Annotated in this window: 6 protein-coding genes and 1 pseudogene; 2 read left to right on the plus strand and 5 right to left on the minus strand. The window is 69.2% G+C overall.

Features of this window, described 5'->3' with window-relative positions; translation table 11 throughout:
- Nucleotides 1-70: 70 nt before the first annotated feature.
- Together ABQY74_RS20405 and ABQY74_RS20410 are read left to right on the plus strand one after the other, a co-directional pair.
- The gene (locus tag ABQY74_RS20405; protein WP_104555827.1) at nucleotides 71-325 is read left to right on the plus strand and encodes an antitoxin; all 255 of its coding nucleotides are present in this window, start codon (nucleotides 71-73) and stop codon (nucleotides 323-325) included.
- A 44-nt stretch (nucleotides 326-369) separates the two neighbouring features.
- Nucleotides 370-447 (plus strand): annotated as a pseudogene (locus tag ABQY74_RS20410) (type II toxin-antitoxin system RelE/ParE family toxin); the annotation flags it as partial.
- Here the strand turns inward: ABQY74_RS20410 and ABQY74_RS20415 are convergent.
- The 5 genes from ABQY74_RS20415 to recC form a co-directional block, all read right to left on the minus strand.
- Nucleotides 439-813 carry a hypothetical protein gene (locus tag ABQY74_RS20415; protein WP_225874229.1) on the minus strand — a complete coding sequence of 125 codons (375 nt, stop codon included), beginning with the start codon at nucleotides 811-813 and terminating at the stop codon, nucleotides 439-441. The pseudogene ABQY74_RS20410 and the gene ABQY74_RS20415 sit on opposite strands and share 9 nt — an antisense overlap.
- Before the next feature lie 351 nt (nucleotides 814-1164).
- A complete protein-coding gene (locus ABQY74_RS20420) occupies nucleotides 1165-2220 on the minus strand; it encodes a virulence RhuM family protein (protein ID WP_104553862.1) in 1056 nt (351 codons plus the stop codon).
- 138 nt (nucleotides 2221-2358) lie between these two features.
- Nucleotides 2359-4509, minus strand: a complete 2151-nt coding sequence (gene recD / locus ABQY74_RS20425) for an exodeoxyribonuclease V subunit alpha (RefSeq protein ID WP_104555828.1) — start codon at nucleotides 4507-4509, stop codon at nucleotides 2359-2361.
- A 347-nt stretch (nucleotides 4510-4856) separates the two neighbouring features.
- A complete protein-coding gene (recB, locus tag ABQY74_RS20430) occupies nucleotides 4857-8798 on the minus strand; it encodes an exodeoxyribonuclease V subunit beta (RefSeq protein WP_349792741.1) in 3942 nt (1313 codons plus the stop codon).
- Nucleotides 8795-12199: an exodeoxyribonuclease V subunit gamma gene (gene recC / locus ABQY74_RS20435; RefSeq protein WP_349792743.1), complete on the minus strand. Its 3405-nt coding sequence runs from the start codon at nucleotides 12197-12199 to the stop codon at nucleotides 8795-8797. The genes recB and recC overlap by 4 nt, the downstream gene beginning before the upstream one ends.
- Nucleotides 12200-12448 lie beyond the last annotated feature (249 nt).

Raw genomic sequence — 12448 nt, forward strand, 5'->3', positions numbered from 1 at the left:
CCAAAGCTCTGCAATCGGTCAACCAGCCCAGATGCGCTAATGTGGGTTTGTATGGATTTAGGAGCGCGTCATGAGCCGTTTGACCATTGATCTAAGCGATCAGCAGCATCAGAGCCTGAAGGCGCTGGCGGCTCTGCAGGGCAAGACCATCAAGCAATACGCGCTTGAACGCCTGTTCCCTGGCGACCTAAACGCCGATCAGGCATGGCAGGAGTTGAAAACCCTCCTTGGGGGACGTGTCGAGGAAGGCCTTGCCGGCAACGTGTCTACCAGGAACGTCAGCACCATCCTGTATGAAGAATTCGCCGAGGGCCGTCGCGGTTGATGCACGGCTAAGTCCTCACCGACGCAGCCGAAGCCGAAGCCGATCTGCGCGGGATCATCCGCTACACCTCGGCACGCTGGGGCCAGGCGCAGGTTCGCCGATACATCGCAGACCTATCGAGGCGTGATCTCGATGATGTTGGATGTAGCAGTCTTCAGCGACGTCATATCGGCTGAGGTGGTTTTACTCTTTGATTCCTGCTGCTCCCGATAACGTATAAGTGGGTGTACCCCGACCGAGTAATTGCGCCCAGGCATGATCTGGTAACTCAATGACAGATTGATCGTCCTGACGATTGACTGCCCCGGCTTCAGGACAAGAGATGGCGTGGAACCTCGGACGTTGTGCACATAAATGCCGCGATAGTCGACGGGGCTGCCGTCCTCTTGCAGGACCTTGAACAGATTGGTCTGCAACACCCCGCCTTTGTCTACGTCTGGAACATACGAGGCAGGTAGCTCGATGGGCTGGTCACCTGCGTTGGCCATCGTGACTGAGACGGATGCTCCAGCTGTCGCTGTATGCGCTGCCTGTCTGTTTTGGAGTCTGATCTCCAGCCTCCCAGCCGCAGTCGCGCTGGAGCAGGCTGACAGCGCGAGAATCCCAAGAACCCATATCGCCTTCATCATTCACCTCTTACGCGCAAGCGCTTCTTTGTCGTCAGTTCTCATGCCATCTCTCCGGCTTGGGGTACGAGCCCTGGACGGGCGGAACCACCGTGGCGGGCGACTCCTGGGCAGACGCTAGTCGCGATTCATCCTCGGAGCGATCTTTCAATCCAACGTGCACTATCGCGCGCGGTTGGGGACCTGACGCTTTGGCGCTTCCCACATCACCGTCTAGCGCAAGTCCTCGTCGGCACCGTCCACCCGGTCTCCTGCATCAAGCTGCTGCAACACGCGATCGAAATCGCTCACGAACAGCTGGTCCTGCACGATGCGGTACTTTTCGAACTCGCTTTCCGCATGCGCTTTGGCGATCTCGGCGGTGACGCGCCCTGCGTCCTGCAACACCTGCCGGTCGGTTGCTTCGATGAAACGATTCAGACGTGTTTCCCAATCCTGCATGGTCATCGGAATCTGCCGCAGTGCCATGTCCTCGGCCAGGTCCAGATAGGCCGATACGAGGCGTTGCAACTGCGCCATCTCGCCGGTGGTCAGGTAGTTCTTGGCAACCGCCACGTCAAACTTCTGGATCTTCCCGCGCGGTGCATCGGCCCAGGTGGTCAGGCCCATGTGCTGCTTGCCGGCATCGGCTCGGTGGTAGACGACTTCTGCTGCGGTTTGCCCGTGGATGGCCCAGTGCAGCTTGTTCTGCACTGTGGCGAAGAACCGCTGGGTTCCCTGCGCGGTGGCATCGTAGTCCAGGGCGGTGGCGTAGATGTCGGTGATCTTCTGGTAGAACTTGCGCTCGGAGAGACGGATCTCGCGGATGCGCTGCAACTGCTCTTCGAAGTAGCGCTTGCCGAGCACCGTGCCGTCATTCTTCAGGCGCTCATCGTCCATCGCGAAGCCCTTGATCGTGAAGGACTCGATGATGGTGGTGGCCCACTTGCGGAACTGCACCGCGCGCTCGGAATTGACCTTGTAGCCCACGGCAATGATGGCCGCGAGGTTGTAGTGCTTGGTGTCGTAGCTCTTGCCGTCGGCGGCAGTTATTCGAAAATTTCGAATAACTGCATCTGGCTGTAACTCGTTGTCAGCGAACACCTTTTTCAGGTGGTAGTTGATGGTGTGGGTTTCGACATCGTAGAGCTGGGCCAGCATCTTCTGCGTCAGCCAGACGTTTTCGTCGGCATACGCCGCCTGCACGCCGCCCTCGCCTGCGGCGGCCACGAAGGTCAGGTATTCGGCCGCCGACGAGCGGACGAGCGAAATTTCATGCTTTTTCGCCATTGATGCCTCCCATGCTGGCGATACCGCACAACCAGTTTTTCTTCGTCCATGATGCTATCCGGGCATGCCCGGTGATGGTGATAGGCGAACGTGCCGTTCTGCCGTAAGTGATGTTGCCATTGCGCCGGCTCGCGTCCATCAGAACAACGACCCCTGCACGGGCAGCGCAGTGGATGGTTCTGCTGCTTGCGTGGCGGGTACCGCCTGCTGCTGCGCACCCAACCGCCACGCCAGGCCCGAGATGCGTGCGGCGTGCCGGGCGAGTGCGCTGCGGATGACCGCTTCGCTGCCGGCCAGGTGCAGGGCGCGGCGGGCGCGGGTGATGCCGGTGTAGAGCAGTTCGCGGCTGAGCACGCGGGCGTCGCGGGTGGGCAGTTGCAGCCAGACGGTATCGAATTCGCTGCCCTGGGCTTTGTGCACGGTCATGGCGAAGGCGCTTTCGTGCGCAGGCAGTGCGGCGGGGTGGAAGCCGCGCACCTGGCCGTCGCCGTCGCCTTCGAACCAGGCGACCAACGGGCCTTGGGCCCGGCTGTCGGTGCCTGGGTCGCGGCGGTTGGCGGTGCCGCCGGGCTGGCCTGGCCCTGAAGCGGCGCCTTCGCCGCTGCGCCCCGAAGAGGGACTCGCGTCGCTTCGCAGGCAGATGCCGACGTCGCCGTTGAACAGGCCGTGGCGGTAGCTGTTTTCGGTGATCAGCAGCAGGCGGCCCTGGAACCAGGGCGAGGCGGCGCCGAGGCGGCGCGCGCCGAAGCCGGTTTCGGCCAGCAGTTGTTCGATACGGGCGTTGAGGCCGCGTGCGCCCTGCGGGCCGGCGCGCACGGCGGTGAGCAGGCGCAGGCGCGCGGCGTCGCGCAGGGCCGCGGCCGGGTCTTGTGCATCGGCCAGCGCGCGCCAGTGCGCGAGCAGTGCGTCGCGGCCCAGGGTGAGCGGGTCTTCGCCGTCTTCGTGGAAGTGCACGCCGGCCAGCTCGCCGCTGCGCAGCAGGGCCAGGGCGGTGTCGGCGTCGCCGGCGCGCACGGCGTCGGCCAATGGGGCGAGCGCGAAGTCGTGCGCCTGACGGTAGCCGCGCAGCAGGTGCACGCGGTGGCCGGCCAGGCCGCCGCTGTGGGTGGCGGCGGGCGTGGTGTCGCCGGGCGCGTTGCCGAGCAGCGCTTGCAGCGCCTGTGCGTCCTGCGGCTGCAGGGCATCGCCGGGGCCGGCGGCCTGCAGGATGGCGGCGAGCACGTCGCCGGCTTCCACCGAGGGCAGCTGGTCGGCGTCGCCGAGCAGGATCAGCTGGGTGCCATCGGCCACGGCTTCGACCAGCTTGCACATCAGCGGCAGGTCGACCATGGAGGCTTCGTCGACGACGATCAGGTCTAACGGCAGCGGGTTGTCGGCGTGATGGCGGAAGTGCGGGGAATCCGGGATGACGCCGAGCAGGCGATGCAGGGTGCTGGCACCGCTGGGCAGGGCGTCGGCCAGGGCCGGGTCGATGCCGCCAGCGATGGCGCGCGTGACCGCAAGGCGCAGGCTCTCGGCCATGCGCTCGGCGGCGCGGCCGGTGGGCGCGGCCAGGGCGATGCGCGGTGCCGGGGTGTTGGAGGCGTGTGCCTGGGCGATGCGCAGCAGCAGCAGGCGGGCGATGGTGGTGGTCTTGCCGGTGCCGGGGCCGCCGGTGACCAGCAGCAGGGTGCGGCGCAGCGCCAGCGCGGCGGCCTGAGCCTGGCGGTCTGGGTGGTGGGATGGGGCCGGTGGGGCCGTACCTTCCTGGTCGACGGATGGCTCGGGCAGGCCCGTGCCCTCGCCCGCCCTTCGGGCACCCTCTCCCATGTGGAGAGAGGAAGCCTGGGGGAATAGCTGCGCGAACAGTGGGGCCAGCGTGGCGGCGTCGAAGGGCGGCGGCGACTGGGCGGCAATGCGTTGCAGGCCTAGCGCCAGGCGGCGTTCGTACTCGCGGTAGCGGCGCAGGTAGAGCAGGCCGTGTTCCAGGACCAGCGGGCAGTCGGCGGCGGCGGGGTCTTGCGGATTGGGTTGGTCGACCCAGCGCGAGGCGGCCAGGGTGCGTTGCCAATCGGTGGGGTCCGGGAGTGCGGGCGCTGGGCCCTCGCGCGTGTCCAGCAGCATGCCGGCGCGGCTGGGGTCCAGCCCTGCGTGGCCGCTGGTGACGGCCAGCGAGGCGAGTGCGGCGCCGGCCAACACCTGGGGGTCGGTGTCCGGGGCCAGGCGTTGCAGGCTCTGGGCGAAGGTCAGATCCAGCGGGCGCAGGGCGTCGGCCTTGATCAGGGCGTTGAAGAGGGTTGGGTGGTTCATGGGGTGGACGCCTCCCGGGCGCAGGCGCCCTCACCCCAACCTCCGCTGCGCGTCCCGGCCCGCGCGGCGTGGCGCAGACACTGCCAGGCACGCGCGCCAGTGTGCGCAAGCGGGGTCTGCCCGCCCCGAGGGGAGCCGGGCGTGCGCACAGCGCTGATCGGGCGTGCGGTCTGTTGGGTCATGGCTTGGATGCTTCGGCGGCGGACGTACCCTCACCCCAACCCCCGCTCCGCGCCCCAGCCCGCGCCAGCGGCGCTCCAAGGCACGCGCGCCAGTGGCGCGCAGCCAGTGCCTTATTGCCCCGGGGAGAGCGGGGCTTTGGTGCGTCAGCGGTAAGGGGCTGTGCGCTAGCGGGCATCGGGCGTGCCTGGGTTGCTGGATGTCGGCTCCGGGGCGCTGCCGGCGAACAGGGCGTCCAGGGCTTGGACCAGCGCCGGGTCGAAGCGCCAGGCGTGGATGCCGGGTGCGGGCGTGACGCGGTTGACGGCGTCGAAGCCGGCGTCGGCGTCGAAACCCGAATCGGAGATGGAGCTGGCGCCATTGACGAGGTCGGAATCGGAGGCGGCGCTGGCGCCGTTGACGGAGTCGGAGTTGGAGTCGAAACCGGAGTCAGAACCGGAACCGGGGATGGAGCTGGGGTCGGCTGCGGGGTTGCGGGTGGCGTCCAGGCCGCGGCAGAACAGGTAGCGCACGCCGCCGAAGTCGCGCGCGTAGTCGTAGCCATCGCCCAGGCGGAAACGCAGCCAGCGGTGCAAGGCGACGGTGTAGATCAGCGCCTGCAACTCGTACTCGCTATGCGCCATGGCGCGGGCCAGGGCGTCGGCGTCGTAGCTGGGCAGGCGGTTGGACTTGTAGTCGAGCACGTACCAGCGCCCGTCCACGGTGTAGGTGAGGTCGATCAGGCCGGTCATCAGGCCTTCCAGCCGCTGGCGCGCGCCGAAGGCCTGGCGGTCGCCGACCACGCCAAACCGGTGCAGCAACGCAAGCAGCGCATCGACGCGGGTGGGCCGCATGGCGAAGTGGAATTCCATCTCGTTGCGGCGTTGCGGCGCGGGCACGGCGGCCAGTGTGGTGCCTTCGGGCAGGGCGACGGTGAGGGTGTGGCCGATCAGCGCGGTGAGCATGGCCAGGCCGTCGTCCCATTCCTTCTCGACGTAGCCACCGCGTTGCAGCGCCTCGAGGATGGCGGCGGCCTGGCCCTCGGGTGCGGGCAGGCCGGGGCGCCAGGCCTGCCAGGCGGCGAAGTCGCAGCGCTCGAACACGTCGTGCATCACCACGCCGAAGCGGTTGCCGGCAAAGCGCGGGTCGAAGGCGTCGACCTCGGCGGCCACCGCAACGGCCTCGCTGCCGGACGGCTCGTCGCTGCCGCCACTGCCGACCACCGTGGCGCTGGCCATCGGGTCGGTGGCGGCGCCGGCATCGGCATTGGCCAGCTGGGTGAAGCTGTAGACCCACCAGTCCGGGGCGATATGCCGCTGCGGCGCGCGCGCGGGCGGCACCTGTGCCTCGACCGGCGGCGGCAGGCGCGGCAGGTTGGTAGGCGGCGTGGACGTGTCCACCACCACTGCGCCCTCGCCGGCCGCGCCTTGCAGCGCATCGAGCGCGCGCAGCATGCCGGATAGTGCGGTGCGCTCGTGCTGGTGGAACGGGCCGCTGGCGATCCACAGCGCGTGCTCGGCACGGGTCAGGCCGACGTAGAGCAGGCGTGCGTCTTCGGCACGTTGTTCCTGCTTCCAGGCCACTTCGGCGGCGCTCCAGGTTGGGTCGTCCTTGTCTGTCTTCCAGTGCAGCTGGCGGCCGAGCTCCGGCGCATGCACCACGCAATGGCGGCCGGCGCCCTTGTCGCTGCGGCCGATGCCGATGTACGGCAGGAACACCAGTGGATATTCCAGGCCCTTGCTCTTGTGCAGGGTGACGATCTGCACGCGGCGCGCGTCCGATTCCAGCCGCAGCTGCTGGGCTTCGTCGTTGTCGTCGGCATTGGCGATGCGGCGCGACAGCCAGTCGACCAGGCCGTGCGGGCCGAGTGCGCGGGCATCGGCCTCCTGCAGCAGTTCGGCCAGCTGCAGGTAGTTGGTGAGGCGGCGCTCGCCATCGACCAGGGCGAGCAGGCGTTGCCCGTGTGCGGCGCCCAGGTCGCCGATCAGGGCGAGCGGGCCGCCGCGCTGCCAGCGCTCGCGCCAGTCCAGCGCCTGCTGCTGCCAGCGGCGGTGACGCTCGCCGTCGTGTGCGAGTGCGGCGATGGCGGCGGCGTCCGCTCCGATCAGCACGGTGGCGAGCGCGGCGCGCAGGCGGCTGTCGTCGCCCGGGTCGAGCAAGGCCTGCAACAGGGCCAGCAACTCCAGCGCTTCGTCGGTGGCGAACAGGCTCTGCTTGCCGGCCGCCACGGCGGGGATGCCCACCGCGCCCAGCGCCTGCTGCATGCGCGTGGCCTCGCCGTGGCTGCGCACCAGCACGGCGATATCGCCGGCCTGCACCAGGCGGCCATTGACGGTGGCGGTGCCGTCGCGGCCACCGGCCAGCCAGCCGCGGATCGCCGCCACGCAGGCGGCGGTGGCCAGCTCGCGGGCGCGGTTGGCGCTCCAGGGTTTGGGCTTTCCTGCTTGCTTGGTTTTTGCCGCTGCCGCGGCAGGTGGCGGCGGCGGGTCCGGGGCGCGCCACAGCGTCAGCGCCGGGGCGGCGGCGCCATCGCGTTGCAGGTCGGCATCCACCCGCTTGGTGCCGGGCCGCACCGGGTGGAAGGCGATGCCATCGGTGAGGAAGGCATCGGTGTAGCCGGCCTGCGCGTACAACGCGTCGATGGCCGCCAGCACGCCGGGGCGCGAGCGGAAGTTGTGGCTCAGCGGCGGGGCGAGTTCGGCAGTGACCGCGGCGGCCAGATAGGTGCGCACGTCACCACCACGGAAGCCGTAGATGGCCTGCTTGGGGTCGCCGATCAGAAACAGCGCCGGCTCCAGGCCGGCGGCGCGTGCGAGCGGGCCTTCGCCGAACACGTTGGAGAAGATCGCCCACTGGCGGTCGTCGGTGTCCTGGAATTCGTCCACCAGCGCGATGGCGTATTGCGCGCGCAGCCGCGCGACCAGCGCCTGGGCCTGCGCGCCTTCCAGCGCGTGCGCGACGCCATCGACCAGGTCGTCGTAGGTCTGCACGCGGCGCTGGCGCTTGAGCAATGCCAGCCGCGCAATGGCGTCCTCGCGCAGGGCGTGCAGCAGGCGGATGCGGCGACGGCTGCGCCATGCTTCGATACCGGCCAGCGCGGTGAGATAGCCGTCGATCTCGTGGCTCAGCGGCGAGGCCGGGGTGCGATCGACAAACTTCTTGTTGGTGCCGGCGGCCAGTTCCGCAGCGGTCAACTTGATCAGCTTGGCGTGCGGGGCGGCGTTGACCGAGGGCGCGGCGGCGAAGCTGTCGAACCAGTGCCACAACGCTGTTAGCCACTCGGGCTTGTAGCTGACCTTGCTCAGGATGCCGCCATCGATGGCGGCCATGATGGTGTCGAAAAACGCGCGGCCGTGCGCCTGGAATGCGGCGGCTAATGCGGTGCTGGCGTCATGCACGGCCTGCAGCAGCGCAGCCCCATCGTCGGTGGTCGTTGCCACCGCCGGCAGCAGCGTTGGATGGCGCACCAGTGCGCGCAGATCGCTGGCCAATGCCTCCGGGCCGCCCGACCACAGCGCGATCAGGTCTTCGGCCATTGCCGCATCGGCGGCGCGCTGGCGCCAGAGATCGGCGGCGACTTCGCCGAGCAGTTCGCGATCGTTGGCGAGCAGTTCCGGTGCGGCGAAGGCCTGGCCGCTTTCCAGCGCATGCTCGCGCAGCACGCGCGCGCAGAAGCCGTGGATGGTGAACACGGCGGCCAGGTCGATTTCTTCCACCGCCTGTTGCAGGCGGCGGCGCAGGGCGGCGGGTGTTTCGGTGCCGGTGGCCAGGTGCGTGGCGAGGATGGCGCGCGTAAGCAGCACATCGGGCGCGTCCTGTAGGAGTGGACCTGGCCGCGACGAGTCGTCGGCGAAGTCGGTCGCGGCCCGGGCCGCTCCTACGGGGGCGTCGGGGACCAGGGTTGCGGCCAGCACCAGGCGCTCGCGGATGCGGCGGCGCAGTTCCTGGGTGGCGGCCTCGGTGAAGGTGACGGCGAGGATCTGGCCGATGCGCAGGCCACGCTCGACCACCAGCCGGGTGAACAGCGTGGCCAGGGTGAAGGTCTTGCCAGTGCCGGCGCTGGCCTCGATCAGGCGTACGCCATGCAGCGGCAGGTGCAGATACGGGTCGGTGACCGGGCTGGCGCTCATTCGGCCTCTTCCTGCGCGCCATGCCAGTGGCGCCAGCTCTCGATCAGACGCTCCGGATCCAGCGTGGCATCGGCGTTGCCGCGCTCGAGCAGGTCGTACACGCGGTGGCTGGTGATGGCGAAATCGGCAAAGCGCTGCGCGTCGGCGAACGGGTCACGGCCGCGGTTGACCAAGCGCAGTTCCGGGCTGTGCGATTCGCTCCAGCCGAAGCTGGACTGCCACTGCCCGGCAGCGTCCTTGATGGCCTTGTCCAGGTCGTCGCTGCGCGCGGCCTGGTGATATTTCCAGCTGCTGTAGGGCGCGAACGCCAGCGGCGTCTGCAAGCCCTGCCGGTACATCTGCAGCAGCGCAGCCAACGCGCCCTGCGCCTGGGTCTGCGACAGCGGTTCGGCATCGATGGGATGCGGGCCTAAACCGTCTTCGTCTTCGAAGAAGCGCACATAGGGCGCGTGCTCGCCGGCAGCGCGCAGCAGCAGCCATTCCAGGCCGTGGCGGATCGCGCTGCGGCCGCTGAGCGCGCCGACCTGCACCCGCCCCACCCCGCTCGCATACCAGCCGGGCACGCGGCCGTGCACCTCGGTCTGGCCGATGTGCACCTGCAACCGGCGCGACTGCGCCGGCGCTTCGCCACGCCACTGCCGGAATGCCTCGGCATACGGGCGCAGTTGCGCCACCCGCTCATCAAGCTGGCGTCGCCCGAGCGGCCCGGACGGCAGCAACGCGCGCGCGCGCAGACGCTCGTAGAGCCGCTCGGTGTCGCCGGCCAGCGCGGCATCGAACACGTGCTGCTGCAGGCCGTATTGCTCCAGCCCGCGCGTGGGCGCGAGCAGCGGCTCCAGATCGCTGTCTTCGCCGGCCGGATCCGGCAAACGCATCCCCAGGCGGTGGCGCAGGAACTGCCCGGCCGGGTCGGCGAACAGGCGGCGCAGTTCGTCGATCGACACATTCGTCGGCACTGCGATGTCATCGGCCGGCAACGCGCCGGCCACCCAGGGCGCCAGCGGCTGGCGCTGGCCGGTAAGGCTGTCCACCGCGGGGCGCCACTGCCGGCGATAGCTGAAACGGCGCGGATCGGCGCCGTGATCGCCCGGCGCACCGAAGGCGGCGGCGGCAAACGGCTGCAACGGGTGGTGCACCACCAGCGTGTCGATTGCCGCCGGGTCGGCGTGGTACTGCGCGGCGCTGCCCAGCAGCTCGCTGACCAGCACCGACGGTTCGCGCGCGCTACCGTCGCGCGCATCGGCGCCGAGATAGCTCAGGTAGAACACTTCCTGCGCGGAGGCGAACAATTGCAGGAACAGGAACCTGTCGTCCTCGCGGGTTGAACGGTCGCCGTGCCGGCGACGCTCGGTGCCCAATTCTGCAGTGAGGCGATTGAGCCCGGCGGCCGGGTCGCGGCGCGGGAAGTCGCCATCGTTCATGCCGAGCAGGCAGATCGCGCGGAATGGCAGCAAGCGCATCGGCACCATGCGGCCGAAGCTGATGCCGCCGGTGAGCAGCGGCGCGCGCGTGTCCGACTCGCCCAGCACTGCAGCAAAATGCGCGCGCACCACTTCGGCCGGCACGCTGCCTGCGTACTCGGCGCGCACTGCGTCGCGGGCGAACTGGTCGATCAAGCTACGCAAACGGTCCAGCGCGCGCTGCGCACGCGGTGCCGAGGGCGCTTTTGGCATCAAAGCCTCCAGCAGGCCGAGCAGCCGCTCGCGCCATTCCACCGGCGTCATCGCCTCGGCCAACACGGACTGGTGACGTTCGAGCACACGCAGCAGCTTCAACAAGATATCCAGTGCGGCCAGCGCGCTGCCTTCCAGCTGCGGCCATGGCGCCACGCCCTCGATATCGTCGTCGGCGCCGCTGGCATGGCCAAGCAGCAGCCGGTCCAGCGCGAAGCGCCAGGTGTAGGCGTCGTCGCTCGGTGCCTGATGCTGGCGCCGATGCGCCGCATCCAGCCCCCAGCGCGCGCCGGCCGCATGCAGCCAGCCGCGCAGACGGTCCAGCCCGGCTTCGTCCAGGCCGGCGGCCTCGGCAATCGGCGCGCTGGCGAGCAGGTCGAGGATCTCGTGCAGGCCGAAGCGTGCGATCGGCAAGCCGAGCAAGCTCAGGAACACTTCGGCCAGCGGCTCGCTGGCCAACGGGCTGGCGTCGGCCAGCGCGTACGGCAGCGCGTCGTCGTTGCCGTGGCTGCCGAACACCGCATCCAGGTACGGCACGTACGGGTCGATATTTGGCGACAGCACCGCGATCTCGCGCGGCTGCAGCGGCGGGTCGAAGCGCGCATCGTCGAGCAAGGCGCGCAGCTGGTCGTGCAGCACCTGCAGCTCGCGCAGGCGGGTGTGGCAGGCGTGCACCTGCAGGCTGGGGTCGTGCAGATTCACCGCCGGCAACACCGCAGGCACGCTGGGCGCGCGGCGATGGAACAGGTCGCTCTGCATGCGCCGCAGCAGGCTGTCGCCCAGGCCACCGTCGGCCAGTGCGCGGCGGCCGGACTCCAATGGGTCGGCGTAGGCGGCGATCTCGGCCAGCGGGTGCACCACCTCGTAGTCGCCGACCAATGCCATGAAGTCACGCCCGGCCGCGCCCCAGGCCTGCAGCAGCGGGTTTTCCTGCACCTGCTCGGCAAACAGCTGTACCGCACCGTCTTCGCGACGGCGCTGCCACAGGGTTTGCAGGTCGCCCCAGTAACCTTGCGTGGGCGTGGGCAGATAGAAATGCAGCGTGCCCACGCGCGCCTGCGTGGCCAGCACGCGCAGCACGTCGGGCGAAATATTTAAGATGGCGAAGGCGAACAGGCGCCTGGGCAAGCCCTGCGGCAGCGGGCCGTCCGGGCGCGCGTAGCGATCCAGATACTGGCCGATGCGACGCGCGCGGTATTGCCGGCCGGTGGCGATGCTGCGCCACAGCCGCGCCTGCGGATCATCGGGGTCGGCGCCGCCTTCCCAGCGCAGCAACCAGTCGCGTCGCCAGGCCTGGTACTTCTCGAACACATTGCCCAGCTCGCCGGCCAGCGCCCAGGGCTTGAGCGCATCGCCATCGGACAGATAACCGGCCAGCGGCGCCAACGCCGCGTCGCTGCCCAGATCGGCCTGCAAGGCGGTATAGAGGCGCCACTGCGTGGTCGCCATGTCCAGGTCGTCGTCGGCCGGGCCGAGATTGCATTCCAGCGCGCGCGCGACGAACTCGCCGGGTGTGAGGAATTCCAGATTGGCCGCAACCCCATGCTCGGCCGCCAGCGTGGACTGCAACCAGCGCCGCATCGCCACCTGCGGGATCAGCACCACCTCCGGCTGCAGCAACGGCTGCTCCGGCACCGGCCGGCGCAGCTCCTGTGCGAGCAAGGCAGCCAGCGTATCCAGCGCATTTGAGGGATAGAGGCGGAAATCGGGCGCGGAAGTGGCGTGCATGCGTACGCGCATTGTGCCGGATGCGGCCGTGCTGCGCTGTTGGCCCAGGGCAGGCGCGCAGCGAGTGGCGCCGCTGTTCGGGCCGTACTGGAGTGGGCAGGCGCGGGGCCAACGATGGCGATGACGGCCAACACGCTGGAGCTACTGCACCCGAACGCAGCAGGCACGAGCGGATTGCGGATTGCCTGCGATGCCGCGCGGCCGCGGCACTCGGCGATATCGCTGCAAGCCACCGTCGACCAACGCGCC

This window comes from Xanthomonas sp. WHRI 7064 (genome assembly GCF_040202355.2).
Classification (GTDB): domain Bacteria; phylum Pseudomonadota; class Gammaproteobacteria; order Xanthomonadales; family Xanthomonadaceae; genus Xanthomonas; species Xanthomonas arboricola.